Here is an 18,977-nt window from a genome sequence, read left to right on the forward strand (position 1 = left end):
CCTCAATGTTCTCTCACATCCCGGCCCACATCGGACATCCCTCTCTCACATCCCGGCCCACATCGGACATCCCTCTCTCACATCCCGGCCCACATCGGACATCCCTCTCACACTAGGGTGTCGCCGTTGTTCCGCACCTCGGGCGCTACCAGTTGTGGCGCAAGCCGCAAGAACGCGGGAGGTGACAGAGCGTCCGGCTCAAACACGCGGGAGGTGATAGAGCGTCGGGCCCAAGCACGCGGGAGGTGATAGAGCGTCGGGCCCAAACACGCGGGAGGTGATAGAGCGTCGGGCCCAAACACGCGGGAGGTGATAGAGCGTCGGGGAAGAGGAAGTGCTCCCCCACCCGGCAACCCGGGCGGGAGAGCACTCGTCATGCGCAAGGCACCAAGCCTACTTACGGAAGACCTGCACCACCGAGGGGCGGGGGGCCCGCGCCGCGCCCGCCGCCGGGGTAGCTCCGGCCGGGACGTAGTCCGGGAAGAAGGAGTTCTGCGCCGCGAACGAGCCATCCTCACCGGGGTGCTGGACGGCGACGAACACTGTGCGCTCTTCGTCGTGGATGATCGGACCACAGGTTTCAGCGTCGCGGGGAACAGCAAGGAACTGCTCAACCTTGCCGCGTTCCGGTCCCTCGAGGGTGACCTTGAACAGGCCATCGGCGTAGCCAATGGTGCCGGGGGCGCCGTCGGTGGAGATCCAGAGGTTGCCCACGGAGTCGAAGGCTACGTTGTCCGGGCAGGAGATCGGCGAGACCTTGTCCGCCGGGAAGCCGGAGAAGTACGTGGAGGTGTTCTTGGCGGGGTCACCGGCCACCAGCAGGAGGTTCCAATTGAACTTGGTGCCTGTCTGCTCGCGGCCCTCGGTGATTTCCACGACGTGGCCGTCACGGTTGAGGGTGCGCGGGTTGACCTCCGTAGCGCCTTCCTTGCCCGGCTTGCCGCGGTCCGTGTTGTTGGTGCAGGCCACGTAGACCTTGCCGGTACGCGGGTTGGGCTCAACATCTTCGCAACGGTCCATCTTGGTAGGCCCAACCTTGTCGGCGGCCAGGCGGGTGTAGACCAGGACCTCCGGGACGGTCATGCCGGGAACTGCGGAGGTGCCGTTGACTACCAGGGGCAGCCATTCGCCGGTGCCGTCGAAGGCGCCATCGGCAGGAAGCTTGCCGGTGCCGTCGATGTCGGCAGGCGAATCGCCCGTGAACTTGGCAACGAAGAGGTCACCTTCGGAGAGCAGGTTCATATTGTTCTTGCGGGCCTCGCGGGAGTCCCCGGCCTGGTACTTGCCCTTGGAGACGAACTTGTAGAGGTAGTCGAAGCGCTCGTCGTCGCCCATGTAGGCCACTACCTTGCCGGACGGGGCAACAATGACGTTGGCGCCTTCGTGCTTGAACCGGCCCATCGCGGAGTGCTTCTTGGGAGTGGAGGTGGGGTCGAACGGGTCAACTTCAACAATCCAGCCGAAGCGGTTGGTCTCATTGGCGTAGCCCGGGTTGCGGGTGTCGAAGCGCGGCTCGTCGAGTTCCCACTGGCGGGTGGTCGGCTTCGCCGAAATTCCATAGCGCTTGTCGCCATCGCTGGTCCCCGGGGCAGCGAAGTAACCGTTGAAGTTTTCTTCGCCGGAGAGGATGGTTCCCCAGGGGGTGGTTCCACCGGCGCAGTTGCCCAGCGTGCCCTTGATCCAGCGGCCTGCCGGGTCATCGATCGTCTTGACCAGGTTGGTACCGGCCGCGGCGCCCGTCAGTTCGTAGACAGTGTCCGTGAGGAAGCGACGGTTCAGGGGTGCTCCCTGAACGTAGTTCCACGGCTTGTTCTTGTTCTTGCGTTCGAGCTCCACCACGGCAAGGCCATGCCCGGCGCGTCCGATGGCACGTGCCTCTTTGGGGTCGAAGCCCTCGGGCAGCATGATGTTCTCGTTGGTGTACTCGTGGTTGCTGAAGAGCACGGCACGGCGATCCTTGGAACCCGGGATAGGCAGGATGTCCGTGTAGTCGTTGTTGTACCCGAACTGGCGGGCCTGGGCTGCGGCAGTCTGCGCGTTGAGGTCGAAGGCAGGCGAGTCGGCAAAGAGGGGGTCGCCCCAGCGGATGACCGGCTTCCAGTCAAAGCCCTCAGGCACGGTGAAGGCATCCACCGCTGCGTCTACCGGCTTGATGGCGGTGAACTTGAGCTTGGACTTGTCGAAGCCCTTCTTGGCAGCATCGGAGAGTCCGTTTCCAGGGTCGGCCACGGCGGTGTCGACACCGGTCACGGCACCACCGAGCACGATGGCGAGCGCCCCTGCGGCACCGAGGCCCAGGGCGGCACGGCGGGACATGGCTGTTGATGCGATGTCGCGGAAGTAGCCGTTGGCGCTCGTGTTGCAGACATCGCCAGAGCAGGCGTTGTCGCACTTCAAAGCACAGGTAACCGCACTGCGCTTGCCCTTGGTGTGGCCGAGCATGGGGAGCAGCGGAAACGTGCGTCCGGTGGTTTCAGACATGGGGAAGACCTTCCAGAGATGTACGAGGTTCCCGCTGAGCCTTTCAGCGGAAACCGAATCTGAGAGGTCTCTCCGGTTAAGAAACGGTGAACAAAGGATGCTGGTTTCCCGCCAGGACGGCATGCACCCTGCGAAGCCGGTCCAGCCACCAGTCCCTGCGTTCCGCCGGGGCCGCGTAATGCTCAAGCAGGCCGGGATCGGCGACAGCCTCGCGGACGTGGATGGCGCCGTCGTCGGCCACCAAGGGGTCCAGCGTAATGTCCGAGGCAAACAGCGATACGGTGCCAAGTCCGCAGGCGTAGGGAAGTGAGGGCAACGCGGCTGCGAGCGCGAGTCCGGCGCGGATGCCCACAGAGGTATCCAGCGCGGAACTGACGACGGCGGGCAGCCCGGCTTGGTGCACGATGTCCAGGGCCCGCCGGACTCCCCCGAGTGGAGCGACCTTGACCACGATGAGGTCCGCGGCGCCGGCTCTGGCTACCCGAAGGGGATCGTCTTCCTTGCGTACGCTCTCGTCAGCAGCGATGAGGACCGGCATCCCAGCGTCAGAGAGCCGACGACGGACCTCGGCCAGGCCCTCAATGGTTGGAACGGGCTGCTCAGCGTACTCAAGGCCGACAGCCGAGAGCTTGCCCAGGGCCTTCACTGCCTGCTCTACGTCCCATCCCCCGTTGGCATCCACGCGGATGGCGGCATCCGGCAAAGTTTCACGTACTGCGTTTACCCGCGCAACGTCGTCCCTCAACGACTGCCCGCGCTCGGCAACTTTGATCTTGACCGCGTCCACCCGTCCGAAGCGTGCCAGCACCTCCGGGACGCGCTCTGCAGGAACGGCGGGAACCGTCGCATTGACCGGGATGGTGTCCCTGAGCTGAGGGGGGAACCCAAGCCAGCCAGCTTCGAGGGCGGCGGCCAGCCAGCGGGAGGATTCGTCGTCGTCGTATTCGGGGAAGGGACAGAACTCGCCCCAGCCCACGGGCCCGCGCAAGAGGAGCGTCTCGCGCTCCGTGATGCCACGGAACTTCACGCGCATGGGGAGAGAGACCACATAGGCCGAATCGAGAAGTTCTTCAAGAGATGGAAGCGCAGGCATAGTGCCACTGTACCGGCGGCCCTCTGACCCGGCGGATGGCCAATCCGGCTATGTGGACAAGCTACCCGGACCAGTAGTTCCGGACCCTGCCCAAGGCATCACCCAGTTGGACGCCGGACAATTCGAGGGAGCTTTCCGGCAATCCCAACGCCTCCCACCGGGCCACCAGCGTTGTGCCCCCTTCCAGCGGCAACGGCCACAACCAATAGCGGCCGGTGAACTGGACGTACTCGCCGTTGTTACTCCCTCCGCCTCCACCCAAGGTCGTCAGCACGGGCCCAGTGACGTCGTCGGTGTCATCGAACGCCGCCGGTCCGTGGATGGCAGCGACCGCCTTGCGTCCGTCCGCAAAAGCGACCCCTAGTTCCAGCCCCGTCCTGGTGTCCAGGCTGGAGCGCGGGTGGTTGTAGCACTCCTCAACGATCTCCCGCCATTCCTGGTCGGATTCATCCATGCGTCGAACAGACCACACCAAGTCCAGCAGGCAACCCGTGGAGTAAACCTCCACCAGTTTCAGGGCCACCACCATCCGCTGGCTCTGATGAACAAACCCGCCACCGGGAACCACCCCTGGCAGTTCGTCCGACGGCGGCCCGGCCCACCCCGGCCTGAGCGGCTGCGGTTGACGCGCCAGTTCGGGAGGCTCCGGAAGGTCGTCGAAGAAGCTCATAAACCACTCTTACACCACCTCACAGGCGCTGGGGAGAGGTGTGTGGCAACCGAGAGACGGCAATCGCGATATTCTCGGAATACGACTCAATGTGGGGGAGATATGACTCAATCAACGCCCGGTTCCACGACGCCTCCCGGCTGGTACCCGGACCCTTCGGACCCCCGACTGGTCCGGTGGTGGGACGGCCACGCCTCGACAGCCCACCAGGCTCCCCGGCAAGCTCCGCAGCAGGTGCAGTACCAGCCGGTTTTCAAGGCTCCGCGAACCCCGATCAGCGAGCAGACACCGGTCTACAACCCTTTCATTTGGGCCATCACGTTGCTGCCGTTGGTCTCGGTAGTGTTCATGCTCACCTGGCAGCCGGAGTTCCGCGTCATCACCACGCGTCAAGGCGTCACCACCCTTGACCCCTTCTCGATCTATACGCCGGGGTACTTCCTGCTGATGGCATCGAGCCTGGTGATCTATGGCCTTTCGGTGTTCTTCGCGTACCTGGACTATCAGCGGTTGGCGAGGTCCGGCGTCGTACGTCCCTTCCACTGGGCCTGGACGTTCCTGAACTCGGCGGTCTACGTCATTGGCCGTTCGGTGATCGTCAACAAAGCGGCGCCCAAACGCGGACTGTTGCCGGTGTGGATCACCATCGCCGTCTTTGTGATCAGCATGGTGGTGGCCGGCATTTGGACCTCCAACATGATGCAGACCATGATGTCGTCCTTCGGTTCGTCCCTCACCACGTAGCGCCACCTAGCACCACAGGAAACCTCACACGCGTTAGGTAGACTGCTGTCAACGACCGGAAGGACACTCCCATGAACCGCAAGGCCACTGCGTTGGATGTCGCCAAACGTGCGGGCGTGTCCAGAAGCGCGGTCTCGCTGGTCCTGAACGGCCGCGGTGATGGGAATGTGGCCAAGGAGAGCCAGGACCGGATCCGGGCGGCGGCGCTGGAGCTGAACTACTCCCCCAACGCGATCGCACTCAGCCTGCGAAACCAGCGTTCACGGGTTATTGGCATCCTGTCCGATGAGGTGGTGGTCAGCCCGTTCGACGGCAACATCATCGGCGGCGCAGATGACATCGCCCGCAGCCGCGGCTTTGTCACGGTTGTCATGGACACCGAGCGGGATAGCGCCCGGGATGCCGGCGCCATTGAGACCCTCCTGGACCGGCAAGTGGATGGGCTCATGTACGTCACTGTCGGCTTGAAACCGATCGACGTTCCGCAGGGCATGCTCCGCATTCCGTCCGTGTTGGCCAACTGCTACGACGCCCTCCCCCAGCCGCAGCTGCACCACGTTATTCCGGATGAGCTCACCGGCGGCCGCGAAGCTGCCGAGCACCTGCTGCAGCTGGGTCACCGGAACATCGCACTGCTGGCAGGAGACGAAGACTCACCGGCCGCGCCACTCCGCGTTCAGGGGTACCGGGATGCGCATGCAGCGGCCAACGTTCCGCTGCGGAGCGACCGGATCTTCATGGCCGGTTGGGATATTGATGCCGGCTACCGCGGCGCCATGAAACTGCTCGACGGAGTGTCCCCGGCTGAACGTCCAACGGCCATCATGTGCGCGAACGACCGCCTGGCCGTCGGGGTGACGCTTGCGGCTGCACGGCTTGGGCTCAGCGTTCCCGGGGACCTGTCCGTGATGGGCTACGACGACGAGACCCGGATCGCGGACACCATGGTCCCGGCACTGACCACCATGGCGTTGCCGTTGCGGGAGATCGGCCGCGCCGCGATGACCACGCTGCTGGACGCCATCGAGGGAACCAACACCACAGAAAAGGGGACCACCGTGGAAACGATGGTCCCCTGCCGCCTTGTCATCCGGGAATCGACCGGCCCCGCGCCCACACGCTGATTCCCCGCGTTGGGGGCCCACTCTGCCCTAAACCGGGCACTAAGCATGCAAAGCAGGCCCCTCAACCAGCGCACGACGCCGGCCTGCCGCCTATGCGGAAAGGCTCAACTCCCATACGTCGGCAGTCGCGCCGTCGGGCAAGGTGAGCTGCCATTCCTCACCCGGAGCCGGGTAGGCCCGAAGGGTGGTGGCGACGGAACCGGAACGGTAGACCTCCACGAGGGAAGCGTCGACGAAGATGCGGAGCTCCTCCCCTGCAGCAAGGGAACCCGAGTAGACCACTTGAGCATCGGCACCCGAACCAAGCACCAGCTCCACAGAGCCGGAACCAGAACCGGAAGAACCACCCCGAACCAGTACCTCGGCAAACGCAGGCACAGCAACGGTGCCGGCAGCCCCCTCAGCCACAGCAGCACCCCGGTACGCCTCAACCTCCGGCGCAGGAGTGACAGCCAGCGCCCCGTCAACCACGGACAAAACGCGGGGATGCGTCAGGACACCCGACCACCCGGCGTCGTCGATTTCTTCCTGGGTGCGTCCACGGCGACCGTCGCGTCCGGGACCTTCATTGGCCCACCCCCACAACAAAGCAGCAGGAGCAGCAGCAGACCCGGCAGAGTAGGCCAGCTGCACAATCTGCGGTGCGTAGAAGTCGCGGCCAAGGTCCGCCTTCCCACCCGAGGCCGGAGCAAACACGGGCAACCCCGTGACAGGATCCGCGGACAGGGAGCCGGTCAGGTAGCCCACCCCATTGGCGTGCTCATGGTCGTCGCCGGAGAGCCACAGGGAGAACATCATGACCCAGGTGGAGCCACCAGAAGAGAGGGGCACCTCCACCAACTGCGGGCATTCCCAGATCTCGGCCGGCGTATGCACAGCAGCCACGGGATCAGCGGTGGTCAGCCAAATCCCTTGGTACTTCCAGTCGTCAAGGGACTCCACCGTGTACAGCAGCAACGCCGCGCGCCCGTCGGAGAGCCCCGCACCCTGCATGGCATAGCGGGCGCCGTTGAAGCGGAAGATGAAGGGGTCGCGGACTGCGGTTACCAGCGGATCCTCAGGCATGGACGCAGCCACATGCCCGTCCTGCTCCCACGTCACCAGATCAGCAGACCCGCGTGCGATCACCACCTGCGAGTGACCGCCGTGGTCCTTGATCCCGGAGTAGGCGGCGGTGGGCACGCCACCGTCCGAGGTGACTACGCCCGTCCAGCATCCGGCGGAGTCGGGGCCGCCCGCTTGAGGAGAAAGCGCCACGGGGTGCTCTTCCCACCGCACTAAATCGCCGGAGCTCACGTGCCCCCAGTTGATTTGCGAATGCCGCGCTGACGACGGGTTGTACTGGAAGAACACGTGGTACCGGCCGTTGATGTAGCTGATGCCGTTGGGATCGTTGATCCAGCCCTGCGCAGGACGCGGATGGAATCGCGGGAACGCCGGATCCGGGTGCGTCGCCGCCATAGCCAGTGAGGAAGAGAGTGCAAGGTCCGTCAACGGAACCCCTTTCAAAAGAGAGTGGAAACTATTTGCCCGTGCCCGCGGTGAGCCCGTCCTGGAGCGCACGCTGACCGAACATGAACACCACCAGCGCGGGAATCATGGAGAGCACAACACCGGCCAGGACCACCGAGATGCTTCCGGTGCCGAGGTTGCCTTGGAGTGAGACCAAGCCCAGCGGGAGGGTGAAGTTCTGCTCGGAGATGGTCATGATGAGGGGCCTGAAGAACTCGTTCCAGTGGAAGTTGAACGCCAGGATGCCCACGATCGCCAGGCCCGGCATGGCCAGAGGCGCATACACGGAGCGGAAGGTCCGCCACGGCGAGGCGCCGTCGATCGCAGCCGCTTCAGCGAGCTCACCCGGCAACCCCATGAAGTATTGGCGCATCAGGAAGGTACCGAACGCCGTCGGGATGGCCGGAATGATCAGCGCGAGCAGCGTGTCCGAGAGGCCCACGCCACGGATCAGCATGAACACGGGCACGATGGTCACCTGGGCGGGCACCATCATGGTGGCCAACACGATCGAGAACAGGGCACCCCGCCCCCGGAACTTAAGATGCGCAAACGCGTACCCTGCCAGTGCGGCGGTGATCATCTGCCCCACCGCGATCAAGCCGGTCACCAGCGCGCTGTTCAGCACCAGCAGCACGATGTTGAGCTGCTTGAACACTTGCTCGTAGGAGGTGAAGTCCGGGTTCAGCGGAAGGAATGCCGGCGGCAGCTGGAAGGATTCCGACGGCGGTCGCAGCGAGGTGGACAGCGTCCACAACACCGGCCCCAGGACAAAGACGGACGCGATCAGCAAGACAACGACGCGGATGGCCACTGACCAGTCGCGCTTCTTCCGCTTCACTACAGGCGCCGTGGTGGTGACACGTTCTTGAATGGTAGTCATGGCGGGCCTTACTGGTAGAAGACGAATCGTTTGCTGAGCCGGAATTGCGCGGCGGTGATGCCCATGATGATGAGCGTCAGGATCACGCCGATCGCCGAGGCCTCGCCGAACTCAAGGCGCTGGAACGCGGACTCGAAGATGACCATCACGGCTGTGCGTGTCGAGTCGCCGGGGCCGCCGCGGGTGAGCACGTAGGGCTGGTCGAACACTTGCAGCGCGTTGATGATCGCCATGACCGAGGCCACCAAAGTGGTGGGGCTGAGCAGGGGCAGCGTAACGAACCAGTGCTTGCGCCAACCCGTCGCACCATCAATCGACGCGGCCTCGTACGTCTCCACCGGAATGGAGGCCAGGCCACCGATGAACAGCAGGAACGAGAACCCGAAGTTCTGCCACACGTACACAAGAATCACGACGGCGGCAGACCCGGTTGGCGTCGTCAGCCACGGGACCGCTGGGATGCCAACGATGGAAAGCAACCAGTTCACCACGCCGAATTGCTCGTTGAAGAGGTAGCGCATGAAGATCGATACCGATGCCGCAGACAGGATCAGCGGGAAAAAGAAGGCGGAGCGGAAGAACACCCTGAGCCAGGCCGGGAGCTTCTCCTGCACCATGATCGCCAGGCCCAACGCCAGTCCGAGTTGGAGAGCCACTGCCACCACAACGAACACGATGGTGTTCAGGAACGAGACCCGGACTGTGGGGTCCTGGACCACCTCGGCGAAGTTATCGAAACCCACGAACGTCGGCGCCGAGATGATGTCCCAGCGGAAGAAGGCGAGCGCAATTGAAGCGACGATCGGCAGGAGGGTAAAGATGCCCATGCCCACGATGGTCGGGGCCAGGAAGGCCCACGGCAGCCAGCGTTGTTGGACGCGGCCGCGCTTGGAGATTTGTCCGTTCTTATGGGCGGCCTGGCGACGACCCGGCTCGCTCCCCGTGCCTGTGGGAGTACTGGTGGCGGTGCTCATGGCTGCCTCCTCAGGGCAATTTCGAGGTCACGCTGCATGGAGGTCAGGGCGTCCTTGAGTTGGCGCTCGTCCCCGCTGACGGCCAGGCTGACGTTTTTCATGAGGGCGGTTTCGACGGCGGCCTGCTGGGGTGGCGCTGGAATGGGCCCTGTGGTGGGGAACTTGTCCAGGGTGTCGTAGAAGACCTTCCAGTTCCGCGGACCGGTTCCTGCGTAAAGCTGTTCGTTGACCATGGAGCGCCGGGCGGGTGTGGTGTTCGGTGTGGGGAAGACGATCTGCATGGCTTCGCGGCTGGAGCTGAACTTCACCCATTCCCAGGCCGCGTCCTTGTCCTTGGCGGTCTTCATGATCGCGTACCCGGCTGTACCGAACTGGTGCCGCTGGGTGCGCCATTTGGGGAAGAACTGAACGTCGAAGTCGTTTTCGGTCATCCCCGCCTCGTGGAGGCCTTGGACCCAATAGCCGCCCGCCGGCGTCGTACCTATCCTGTTGGAGGCGAAGAGGCCGATCAGCGCGCTGCCGCCGCCTTCCTCAGGCCGGACACCCAGTCCGTCCTTGACCAGTCCGCGGAGGTAGTCGAAGGATTCGAAGACCCGGGGATCATCGGCGTTGGGTTCCAGCCACTGGTAGCCGCCGGAGCGGAGGCTGCGTGAGGGGTCGTTGGCGTAGAAGCCGTCCCACAACCATTCGCCGCCCGGGGACTTGGTTTCCTTGAGGAAGCTGGTGTCATTGGCGTAGAGCCACGGCACCACTCCACCGAAGAGGCGGTTGGTCCAGTAGTAGGGGGTGAAGTCCTTGGGGTTGGCCTTCTTCATGGCAGCGAGGGTGCTGCGGAAGTCGGTGTGCGTCCAGTTGTCTGAGGGCCGCTCCAGTCCCGCCTTGGTGAGCGCAGTGGCGTTGTAGTACATGTTGGCGGCGTTCCAGTCGATGGGGAGCTGGAACAGGCTGCCTTTGTACATGAATGCTTCCACCAGGCTGGGGTGGACGTCCTCGAAGTATTCCTTCATGTGGTCCGCGTCCCGGCGCAGGTACTCATCCAGCGGGTGGGCGAGTTTTTCTGCGAAGAGCTGGGCGCCTTCCGTGGCCACGTACACCACGTCCGGCGGGGTCCCTGCGGCCACCATGGTGAGGATCTTGGTGAAGAAGTCCTTCCAGTCCACAGCCTGGATCGCCTGGACCTTGACCTTGATTTCGGGGTGGACTTTGGCAAAGGCATCGATGACCTTTTGACGGGCTGCAGCGTCTGCTGCGGTGCCCATGATGGCGATGCTGAGGCTGTTGTCTCCCCGGCCGGGGATGTCCGCCCCGGTCAAACGCGGCCACGACGCCGCGGTTACTCCAACAATCCCGGCGCCGAGGGCTGTGAGGGCACTTCTGCGTGTGAATTGACGCAAAGCCCCATTGGTTCCCGACATGTAGATTTCCTTCCCTAACACGTGTTAGGAAGCCTAAACCTGCCACCTAACACGTGTCAACCGTCACAGGTATGTTGCAGGGATCTCACTTTGCCCCGCCACGCTAAGGCCCAACTCACACCGGCCTTCCAGAGAACTGTGGCACCCTAGACAGAATGAGTTCCCAGCAATTCCGCACCAGCGGGAGGTCGAGCAAACGGCCGCTTCAACAGCGCGACGCAGGCATTGGAACAGGATTCCTTTTCATCCTGGCCACCATCGCCAGCGTGGTGGGCCTGGCCGCGACGTACTACTTCTTTGTGCGCACCACCATGGGCCAGTTCATCGACGAGTCAGCGCTCGTTGAAGCCACCGTGCTGGGCGGAACAGCCGGCAGGGCCTCTACGGAGTTCCTGGACATGCTGCCCATGCTTTCGCTGGCGATCGCCGCCATCATGGTGCTCTTCGTGACCATCGCCCGCCGCCGCTGGAGGGCCGCCGGCATCGCCGTGGCCGCATGCATCGCCGCCAACGCAGCCACGCAGATCCTCAAATTCATCATCCCGGACCGCCCCGATCGCGGCGTCCAAACCCTGGAACTGAACTCACTTCCCTCGGGGCACACCACCCTTGCCGCATCCGCTGCCGCGGCCGTGTTCCTCATGGTGTCGCCGCGCTGGCGCCCCTTGGCCGGGTTCCTCGGCAGCACCTTCGCCGTCGCCACCGGAGTCTCCACGCTCATCAACCAATGGCACCGCCCGGCCGACGTCGTAGCGGCCTTCCTGGTAGTAGGTGCCGTCATGCTCCCCGCGGGGTGGCTCATCCTCCGCACAGGGACCAGCTGGAACGTATGGAAGGGATACGGCGAGCACTGGGCCGCATCCCGGCTGTGGGTATGGCTCACGGTAACCGCACTGGTGGTGGCGGGTGTTGTTGCCGGCTACTCGCTGCTGCAGGTCATGCCCGGCTTGAGCACCGACAGCACCATCGACTACTTCTGGGCCGGCACGGCCTTCATTGTGATCGCCGGCTACCTGTCAGCACTGGGCGGCACGTGGCTCTTCGGTCTGGCTGCGCGGAAGAACTAAACGCTTTTCACGCACGACGGCGGCGCACCCTTCCGCGCCGATCGCACCCGTGCTTACGGGGGCGATCCGCGCTAAACGGTGCGCCGAACGTGGCGACAGAGCGGCTAGTCCTCCGGGCCCACTGAATCGAAGAACCTGGGGTCCTCCGCGGCCACATTCCCCCGAAGGTGCGCCTGTTCCCGGATGAAGAGTTGGTCATCCGCAGTGAGCAAAGTGCCGCCGTGGATGTCCACGGCCCCGTCCTCGCCGGTTTCGTCATTGAAGATGGCAGTCATGGTTCGGGGCACAATCATGCTTCCCGGATTGTCGATGAGCCATTGCTGCGTCTCCGGAGAAAGCTGACTCCAAAATTCCCTGATGTGCATAGTGATCAGCGCTGCCGTTCATTGTTGGGGTGGATTTGTGGGACCTGAATGCGCTGCGCAATCTCTCTGGATACTGGGGCGTGTCCTCCTTCTTCAGGCTACGCCCCGACGGGTCATTCCTGACCCAAATGCCAAGACCTTTCTGAACAAGACGTCGACGTAACCCCGTTCATTGGGTTACAGTTAATCCACTCGTTGGATAAACAAGGCAACTTCCCAGGAGCACCCATGTCTTCCACCCTCAGTCCCCGCCCGGCCCCCGCCACGGCATCGACTCTCTCCGTCCCGGCGTCCCGCGATCTCGTGGTCGATTTCATTCGCGTCGCCTGCATGTTTGCCGTGGTGGCCGTCCACCTGCTCATGATGGGCATCAGCGTGGACTCCTCCGGCATCGGGGTGGGGAATCCCCTGACGTCCTTGAGCTGGTTCGCGCAGGGTACGTGGTTCGGCCAGGTCATGCCGCTCTTCTTCGTGGTGGGCGGCTTCGCATCGCTCACCTCGTGGCGGAGCCTGCAACGCAAAGGCGGAGACGCCGGCGAGTACCTCCGGAACCGCGTGCTCCGACTGGTTCGTCCTACGGTCGCCCTCTACGCCTTCCTCACCATTGCGCTGTGGAGCGCGACGGCGGCCGGCGTCCCGGGCGACCTTCTTACCGTTATCGCTGCGGGCGCCGGAGTTCAGTTGTGGTTCCTGGCTGCATACCTGATCTGCCAGGCGATGGTTCCTACCATGGCGAGGCTCCACGGCCTGGCACCGTACCGGACCGTCGCAGCGCTGGCCGCGGGCGCCGTCGTCGTTGATGTTGTTCGCTTGGGCTTGGAGCACAACCCGTGGGGTTTCGACTCAAATCCGATCGGGCTGCTGAACATGGTGTTCGTGTGGGGGCTGCTGCAGCAGCTGGGGTTCTTCTACGCCGATGGCTTCTTCGACCGGTTTGCCCGCTGGAAGCTGGTCCTGGCCGCGGTTGCTTGTTATGGAGCGCTGGTCCCGCTGACGGGTGCCGGTCCCTACCCCGTGGACATGCTGACCAGCCAGAACCCGCCCATGTTCCCGCTGGTGTTGGTGGGCTTGGCGCACATTCTGCTGGTGAAGACGGTATACCCGGTGCTGCAGTGGTGCGTGCAGGTGGGCTGGGTGCAGAAGGTGATGTTCGTGGTGGGCAGCCGGGCCATGACCATCTACCTGTGGCACCTGCCGTTGATCATTGCCTTGTTCGGGATCGCACTGGTCCTGCGGCTGCCGTTCCCCGAGCCTGCCAGCACCGAGTGGTGGCTGAGTCGTCCCCTGTTCTACATCGCAGCGTGGGCGCTGGTGTTGCTGGTCTCTACACCGTTGGTCCGCTTGGAACTTGCCAGCACTGCCCTGGCTCCCGGTGCTTCGCGACCGCCCATGTGGCGTATCGCAGCTGGAACCGTCCTGGCGATCATCCCGCCCTTCGTGGTGATGAGGCAGGCTCTTGATGTCACCAATGCGACATGGGGTTTGGTCCTGTTGGTGGTCGCCGTGGCACTTGTTACCGGCAAGGTCCCGGACCGGGCGTGGAAGACGCCGCGGCTGGCTGAGCGCACCTAAGCCTGGCCGGCGCAAAAAACAAGCCTTCACCGGCGGACCCCTGCGGGGTAGATTCTGCGCTACCGCACCCGGCCACCCAATTACCGGGTCCCCACAGGGAGATGCATGAGATGCATACAAGGCACAAACCACGCATTGAAAACCGAACCTCTGCCCTCGCGGCAGGAGTGGCAACGTTCGCCATTCTTGCCGTAGCCATAACACCACCCGCTCTGGCCGCCAAGGGGACGGACACTCAGGCCCTCCGCGACGCAGTCACTGCGGAAGCCATCATCGGCCACCTCGAAGAACTCCAAGCGATCGCTGATGCCAATGGCGGCACGCGATCTGCCGGTACGGCGGGCCATGTGGCCTCGGCGGAGTACATCGAGGATCAGCTCGAAGCCGCAGGCTTCGTGACCCAACGCCAGTACTTCGAATACCTCAAGTTCAACCTGAGGGGTGAAGCTTTTGAACGGCTAGCGCCAACCCTAAGAACGTACACCGAGGACGATTTTGGTGCGATGTCCTATTCCGGCTTCGGTAACGTCACGGGGACTGTAACCCCGGTGGATATCAATCTCACGGGCGACCGTGCCTCCACCAGTGGTTGCGAGGCTACCGACTTCACCGGATTTGTGGCCGGAAACATCGCACTCATTCAGCGTGGCACCTGTCCCTTCAATACCAAGGCCGTGAACGCCCAAGCTGCCGGAGCAGCGGGCGTGATCATCTTCAACCAGGGCGACGCCGATGATCGGTTGGGCAGGGTGGATGGAACCCTCGGTGCCCCCACGGCTGACAACCCCGCAGTGACGGTCCCAACAGTTGGCGCAAGCTTTGCCGTAGGCGAGGAATTGGCCGGTCTCCCAGGAGCCACGGTACGCATCGAGGTCGAGGGCGACACCCAGCCGATCGAGACCTTCAACGTCCTGGCCGATACGACGGGTCGTGCAGACCGGACGGTTGTAGTGGGTGCCCACCTGGACTCAGTAGCTGAAGGCCCAGGCATCAACGACAACGGGTCCGGTTCCGCCGCCATTCTGGAGACCGCACTGCAGTTCGCGGCTCTCGGAATTTCCCCGGAGAACCGCGTGCGCTTCGCGTGGTGGAGCGGTGAGGAAGACGGCCTGGTTGGCTCCGACTATTACGTCTCGCAGCTGAGCAAGAGTGACCTCAAGAACCACGCACTGAACCTCAACTTCGACATGGTGGCATCACCCAACCCGGTCCGTTTCGTCTACGACGGCGACGGCCAACCGCTCGGAACCGCGGGGCCCAACGGTTCAGCCTTGATCGAGAAGGTGTTCCTGGACTACTTCGCCTCTCAAGGTCTGGCCACGGAGCCCACAGAGTTCGACGGCCGCTCGGATTACTTCGGATTCATCGAAAACGGCATTCCGGCCGGTGGCCTCTTCACCGGCGCTGAGGAGATCAAGACGGCGGAGCAGGCGGCAATTTACGGCGGAACGGCAGGGGTTGCCTATGACCCCTGCTACCACCAGGCCTGCGATGACATCGACAACATCGACGCAGCGGTCCTCGAGCAAATGGCCGACGCCATTGCCCACTCCACGCTGGTCTTCGCTGAAACCCAGTCCGCGGTGAACGGCACCGCGAAGGGCGCGGGCAACCTGAAGCTCGAGTTCAAGGGCAACCAGGCAGTCCGCTAGTAGTTCTGTTTGAATGCGACAACGGCCGCCGGGCAATCCCTCACGGGGTTGTCTGGCGGCCGTTGGTGTAGCCGCGTTGGAGCAAGCCTAGGTGCCGGAAGCAGCCTTTGCTGGAGCTGTATCCAGCACTCGCCGTTTCACGTCCTGACGGGTCGTCTCTGCTTGGAATCCAGAAGCAGTGAGTCCTGCCCGCCAGTCTCCGCGACACGTCGCCAGTTCTTCGAAGCACGCCCTGATCAGTTCCTTGGGCGGGGGATGTGGCCATCACCAGTGTCGGGTCCCCACCGGTCCATCAGCATGAAGAGGTTGTCCGAGTCACCAACAACATCAACAAACGGCAGCTGGTGCTTCTGTATATGGAACCAGTCCTTGGCGTTCTGGATAAGAGCCACCGTGTGACTGAACCCCGCCGAATACGCCGGAATAAGGTTATGAGCCACGCTCGCCGGTAATTCGGACATATCCTTGCCGTCCATCTCCCAGGCGTAGGTCATGTAGCGCTCAACCGCCCCAGGGTAGAAACGGGAAATGGAGGTCTGCGGATTGACAGCAAGAGCCAGCGATGTTGGGAAGAACCTCGACAAAGCAAGACTGGCGTATCCGCCGGCTGAACTGCCGAAGAACACCAGGTTGTGACCTCCGGTCTCCCTCACAATGCGTCTAACAACGTCCGCCAGGATCTCTTGAAGGTCGGGCTGCTCTTTTGAGCCCGCATACCAAGCCAGGTTGAAGTCAGTTGATTTGCGGAGGCTGGGATCTGAGATAAAAATGCGGTTGACGGGTAGCCCGGCGGTGACTCCTTGCCCAAGGAACCATGGGAGTCGGACGTCTTTTTCGGCCGCTCCGTGGAAGCACACCAAGGTGGTATCGGAATCGGCGGGGACGTTCAGTATCTCAAGCGGCAAGCCCTGGTGCTGGATCTCGATCAGCCCTGCAGGAGCCTCTTCAGCGGACAGGAATGAGTTAAGGTCCGGGAAGCTGGATGGCGTCGGTGTATCGACAACTGGGTTTTCAGACACCACGGTAGTCTAGCCGCGGAGGTCGAAGACCCCAGAATCCCGGGACATGACCAGCACCCCTCAGTAATTGCGCCGATGCTTCAATCTGGGAATTGCGACGGCGAACACCACTGCGGCTGCGAAGCCCAGTACGCCTGTGGCCCAGATCCCTGCGGACAGTGAGATGGCGGCCGTCAGCCCGGAAAGCAGCACCGGTCCCCCGGTTCCGCCCGAGTCAGCGATGAAGCGCCAGATGCCCAGGAAGTGACTGCGGCCATTGTCCGGCGAGAAGTCGGCACCCAGCGTCATAATGAGTCCTGAACTAATGCCGTTGCCGAACCCGATCAGCAGCGCGACCAAAAGCAACGGCACAAACCCGGCAGTGAACGGAATCAGGATCAAGGCCGATCCCATGACTACCGTGGACGGGATGGCCACCCATTGCCGGCCTTTCCTGTCCATAAGCTTTCCGGCAGGGTAGAACACCAGCATGTCGATTGCGCCGGACAGACCGAACAACAGCGAGGCATGCGTGGCGTCGAGCCCCAGGTGATCCGCCCACAACGGGATCACCACCTGACGCGAGGCACGCAAGGCACTCAACAGCAGAATCCCGAACCCAACGGTCAGGAACACGCCCGAATGGGAGGCGGCGACGCTCCGCAGCGTGGACGCTGGAGGGCGAGGAGCGCCGTCGGACATATCCGGAGCCACTAAATCCGGGATGGTGAGCGACAAAGCCGCGGCCGCCATCATGCCCGCAAAGCCCACCCAATACGCGCCGCTGATGCCCGCGAACTGCATGACGCCGGCCCCAACGAAGGGTCCGATGAAGAGACCGATCCTGGTCACGCCGCCCAATGTGGACAGTGCCCGTGCGCGATAGAGAACCGGGACCGCTTCTGTCAGGAACTTCTGCCGGGCAAGGTTGAAGACGCTGGCTGACATGCCCACCAGCGTCATCGAAGCCGCCAGCAGCCACAGGCCGTGCTCCATTTGCGGTGCAAACGCTGCCGCACCCAGCGCTATCGCGCCCAAGGCGCCGGCCCCGACAATAGACCATCGTTCGCCGAACTTCTCCGTGATGATCGACGCCGGAATGTTGAAGATCCAGGACCCCAGCCCGATCAGGGTCACAATCAGCGCGGAAACTGCCACGGACGCCCCGAGGTCACGCGCCGAGAGCGCGATGACCGGCAGGACCGCCCCTTCACCGATACAGAACAGCAACGCGGGCCCGAAGGCCGGCAAAGCAACGCTGCGAAGGCTGAACGTTTGGTTTGTCTGGGTCTTGGTCATCCCTTTCATCCTAGGACTGCGATTACCGAGGTCAGGGCCCGCATTACGTTGTGCAATGCCCACCCGTGGACCAGTGCGCTCCAGGGATAAGTCCGCCACCAGCAGGCGGGTTCACGGTAGGAGGGTTCACAACCGGAGGCGTGACAACCGGCGGGTTTACCGTGCCAGTCGAGCCACCTCCCACACCCACCGAGATGGACCCAACGTGACCGGTTCGGTAATCGGAACGATCAGCTGCCTACCCGGGAGAAGTCCTCCAGCGCCGGAGGTAGTGCTGCCACCCGCGGTGCCAGCAGGAGTATCTGGAGCAGCAGGTGCTCCGGAGGTAGTGCTGCCACCCGCGGTGCCAGCAGGAGTATCTGGAGCAGCAGGTGCGGAAGAACCCGACGTAGCCGCAGAATCCCCAGCTACACCCACAGCAGTGGCTCCGATGTTAACAGGGACCGATATCGGAGCCACTACCTGAGCGCCGGATGCGATTGACTCTCCCCCCGACGTTGTTGCCCGCGCTGGCGCTTGAGCCGGCGCAGGAGCTGGAACTGATGCCGCGGGCATGGTGGTGGCTGATGAATCCCCCAAGACAGCGGCCGACGTCGAACCCACAGTGACGGGCACCGTCACCGGCGCTACCACTTGGGTTCCCGAGGCGATTCCGCCGGAACCGCTGGTCCCGGCGGCCGGCGTCGAACGTGTTGCCGCTGCTGGTGCGGCAGGTGTGGCTGGGCTCGCCGCAGTGGAGCCCCCCAGCAGACCCACTGACGACGAGCCCAGGTTTATGGGCACCGTAACCGGGGCAACTACTTGCGTCCCGGAGCCGATGCTGTTGGAGCCATTGGTGGTACCGGCAGGCGCGTGGCCCGAACCTCCAGCAGTTCCCGGCGCGGACACCGTAGCTGCTGAATCCCCCAACAGTTCCAGTGAGGTAGCGCCCGTGAAAATCGGCGCTGTTACTGGCGCTATGACCTGCGTTCCGGAAAGGACTCCATCCTTGCCGGACGTGGTGTCCGCGGCATTGGCCGCGGTTGCGCTGAGGACAATGATGCCCCCGGCAAAGCACGTGCCGAGGAGGCACTTGCGTAGGGTCCTGTTCATGGTGATCTTCTCCTGAAAGTCCTGTTCCCAAAGGCG

The 18,977-nt window shown here is 63.5% G+C and carries 16 protein-coding genes; 5 read left to right on the forward strand and 11 right to left on the reverse strand.

All coding sequences use genetic code 11. The annotated features are described in order from the left end of the window. Positions 1 to 393: 393 nt before the first annotated feature. The 3 genes from CGK93_RS17660 to CGK93_RS17670 form a co-directional block, all read right to left on the reverse strand. Positions 394 to 2,481, reverse strand: coding sequence for a PhoX family protein (locus tag CGK93_RS17660; RefSeq protein WP_089595941.1), 2,088 nt, complete (start codon positions 2,479 to 2,481; stop codon positions 394 to 396). A 76-nt stretch (positions 2,482 to 2,557) separates the two neighbouring features. Further along, on the reverse strand, positions 2,558 to 3,574 hold the full coding sequence (locus tag CGK93_RS17665; RefSeq protein ID WP_089595942.1) for an o-succinylbenzoate synthase: 1,017 nt from the start codon (positions 3,572 to 3,574) through the stop codon (positions 2,558 to 2,560). A 61-nt stretch (positions 3,575 to 3,635) separates the two neighbouring features. Continuing rightward, complete coding sequence (locus CGK93_RS17670) at positions 3,636 to 4,244, reverse strand: hypothetical protein (RefSeq protein ID WP_232481369.1); 609 nt, start codon at positions 4,242 to 4,244, stop codon at positions 3,636 to 3,638. Positions 4,245 to 4,346: 102 nt separating this feature from the next. On the opposite strand from CGK93_RS17670, the gene CGK93_RS17675 reads away from it, so the two are divergent. Together CGK93_RS17675 and CGK93_RS17680 are read left to right on the forward strand one after the other, a co-directional pair. Then, positions 4,347 to 4,988 carry a DUF2510 domain-containing protein gene (locus CGK93_RS17675; protein ID WP_089595943.1) on the forward strand — a complete coding sequence of 214 codons (642 nt, stop codon included), beginning with the start codon at positions 4,347 to 4,349 and terminating at the stop codon, positions 4,986 to 4,988. Between the two features lie 71 nt (positions 4,989 to 5,059). Beyond that, positions 5,060 to 6,112, forward strand: a complete 1,053-nt coding sequence (locus CGK93_RS17680) for a LacI family DNA-binding transcriptional regulator (RefSeq protein ID WP_089595944.1) — start codon at positions 5,060 to 5,062, stop codon at positions 6,110 to 6,112. Between the two features lie 90 nt (positions 6,113 to 6,202). Here the strand turns inward: CGK93_RS17680 and CGK93_RS17685 are convergent, their stop codons facing one another. The 4 genes from CGK93_RS17685 to CGK93_RS17700 are packed head-to-tail and all read right to left on the reverse strand — an operon-like array spanning position 6,203 to position 10,896. Beyond that, a complete protein-coding gene (locus tag CGK93_RS17685; RefSeq protein WP_089595945.1) occupies positions 6,203 to 7,606 on the reverse strand; it encodes a glycoside hydrolase family 32 protein in 1,404 nt (467 codons plus the stop codon). Between the two features lie 28 nt (positions 7,607 to 7,634). Further along, complete coding sequence (locus CGK93_RS17690) at positions 7,635 to 8,507, reverse strand: carbohydrate ABC transporter permease (protein WP_089595946.1); 873 nt, start codon at positions 8,505 to 8,507, stop codon at positions 7,635 to 7,637. Positions 8,508 to 8,515: 8 nt separating this feature from the next. Beyond that, a complete protein-coding gene (locus CGK93_RS17695) occupies positions 8,516 to 9,481 on the reverse strand; it encodes a carbohydrate ABC transporter permease (protein WP_089595947.1) in 966 nt (321 codons plus the stop codon). Continuing rightward, the gene (locus tag CGK93_RS17700) at positions 9,478 to 10,896 is read right to left on the reverse strand and encodes an ABC transporter substrate-binding protein (RefSeq protein ID WP_089595948.1); all 1,419 of its coding nucleotides are present in this window, start codon (positions 10,894 to 10,896) and stop codon (positions 9,478 to 9,480) included. The genes CGK93_RS17695 and CGK93_RS17700 overlap by 4 nt, the downstream gene beginning before the upstream one ends. A gap of 155 nt (positions 10,897 to 11,051) precedes the next feature. On the opposite strand from CGK93_RS17700, the gene CGK93_RS17705 reads away from it, so the two are divergent. Beyond that, positions 11,052 to 11,963 carry a phosphatase PAP2 family protein gene (locus CGK93_RS17705; protein ID WP_198318254.1) on the forward strand — a complete coding sequence of 304 codons (912 nt, stop codon included), beginning with the start codon at positions 11,052 to 11,054 and terminating at the stop codon, positions 11,961 to 11,963. A gap of 104 nt (positions 11,964 to 12,067) precedes the next feature. Here the strand turns inward: CGK93_RS17705 and CGK93_RS17710 are convergent, their stop codons facing one another. Next, positions 12,068 to 12,256 (reverse strand): hypothetical protein, encoded by a 189-nt coding sequence (locus tag CGK93_RS17710; RefSeq protein WP_232481370.1) that lies wholly within the window; start codon positions 12,254 to 12,256, stop codon positions 12,068 to 12,070. A gap of 300 nt (positions 12,257 to 12,556) precedes the next feature. Between CGK93_RS17710 and CGK93_RS17715 the strand changes: the two genes are divergently transcribed. Further along, complete coding sequence (locus tag CGK93_RS17715; RefSeq protein ID WP_089595950.1) at positions 12,557 to 13,900, forward strand: acyltransferase family protein; 1,344 nt, start codon at positions 12,557 to 12,559, stop codon at positions 13,898 to 13,900. A gap of 110 nt (positions 13,901 to 14,010) precedes the next feature. Next, complete coding sequence (locus CGK93_RS17720; RefSeq protein ID WP_089595951.1) at positions 14,011 to 15,552, forward strand: M28 family peptidase; 1,542 nt, start codon at positions 14,011 to 14,013, stop codon at positions 15,550 to 15,552. A 236-nt stretch (positions 15,553 to 15,788) separates the two neighbouring features. Here the strand turns inward: CGK93_RS17720 and CGK93_RS17725 are convergent, their stop codons facing one another. The 3 genes from CGK93_RS17725 to CGK93_RS17735 form a co-directional block, all read right to left on the reverse strand. After that, positions 15,789 to 16,571, reverse strand: coding sequence for a hypothetical protein (locus CGK93_RS17725; protein ID WP_157731874.1), 783 nt, complete (start codon positions 16,569 to 16,571; stop codon positions 15,789 to 15,791). 60 nt (positions 16,572 to 16,631) lie between these two features. Beyond that, positions 16,632 to 17,849: an MFS transporter gene (locus CGK93_RS17730; RefSeq protein ID WP_089595953.1), complete on the reverse strand. Its 1,218-nt coding sequence runs from the start codon at positions 17,847 to 17,849 to the stop codon at positions 16,632 to 16,634. Positions 17,850 to 18,005: 156 nt separating this feature from the next. Then, positions 18,006 to 18,941, reverse strand: a complete 936-nt coding sequence (locus CGK93_RS17735) for a hypothetical protein (protein ID WP_232481371.1) — start codon at positions 18,939 to 18,941, stop codon at positions 18,006 to 18,008. Positions 18,942 to 18,977: the final 36 nt, after the last annotated feature.

The sequence above is a fragment of the Arthrobacter sp. YN genome, from assembly GCF_002224285.1.
In the GTDB taxonomy this organism is placed as follows: Bacteria; Actinomycetota; Actinomycetes; order Actinomycetales; family Micrococcaceae; genus Arthrobacter.

What these genes read in the sequence shown, in the direction of transcription:
- CGK93_RS17660 (WP_089595941.1), bottom strand. Translation starts at nt 2,481, where the DNA reads ATGTCTGAAACCACCGGACGCACGTTTCCGCTGCTCCCCATGCTCGGC.
- CGK93_RS17665 (WP_089595942.1), bottom strand. Translation starts at nt 3,574, where the DNA reads ATGCCTGCGCTTCCATCTCTTGAAGAACTTCTCGATTCGGCCTATGTG.
- CGK93_RS17670 (WP_232481369.1), bottom strand. Translation starts at nt 4,244, where the DNA reads ATGAGCTTCTTCGACGACCTTCCGGAGCCTCCCGAACTGGCGCGTCAA.
- CGK93_RS17675 (WP_089595943.1), top strand. Translation starts at nt 4,347, where the DNA reads ATGACTCAATCAACGCCCGGTTCCACGACGCCTCCCGGCTGGTACCCG.
- CGK93_RS17680 (WP_089595944.1), top strand. Translation starts at nt 5,060, where the DNA reads ATGAACCGCAAGGCCACTGCGTTGGATGTCGCCAAACGTGCGGGCGTG.
- CGK93_RS17690 (WP_089595946.1), bottom strand. Translation starts at nt 8,507, where the DNA reads ATGACTACCATTCAAGAACGTGTCACCACCACGGCGCCTGTAGTGAAG.
- CGK93_RS17695 (WP_089595947.1), bottom strand. Translation starts at nt 9,481, where the DNA reads ATGAGCACCGCCACCAGTACTCCCACAGGCACGGGGAGCGAGCCGGGT.
- CGK93_RS17700 (WP_089595948.1), bottom strand. Translation starts at nt 10,896, where the DNA reads ATGTCGGGAACCAATGGGGCTTTGCGTCAATTCACACGCAGAAGTGCC.
- CGK93_RS17705 (WP_198318254.1), top strand. Translation starts at nt 11,052, where the DNA reads ATGAGTTCCCAGCAATTCCGCACCAGCGGGAGGTCGAGCAAACGGCCG.
- CGK93_RS17710 (WP_232481370.1), bottom strand. Translation starts at nt 12,256, where the DNA reads ATGATTGTGCCCCGAACCATGACTGCCATCTTCAATGACGAAACCGGC.
- CGK93_RS17715 (WP_089595950.1), top strand. Translation starts at nt 12,557, where the DNA reads ATGTCTTCCACCCTCAGTCCCCGCCCGGCCCCCGCCACGGCATCGACT.
- CGK93_RS17720 (WP_089595951.1), top strand. Translation starts at nt 14,011, where the DNA reads ATGCATACAAGGCACAAACCACGCATTGAAAACCGAACCTCTGCCCTC.
- CGK93_RS17730 (WP_089595953.1), bottom strand. Translation starts at nt 17,849, where the DNA reads ATGACCAAGACCCAGACAAACCAAACGTTCAGCCTTCGCAGCGTTGCT.
- CGK93_RS17735 (WP_232481371.1), bottom strand. Translation starts at nt 18,941, where the DNA reads ATGAACAGGACCCTACGCAAGTGCCTCCTCGGCACGTGCTTTGCCGGG.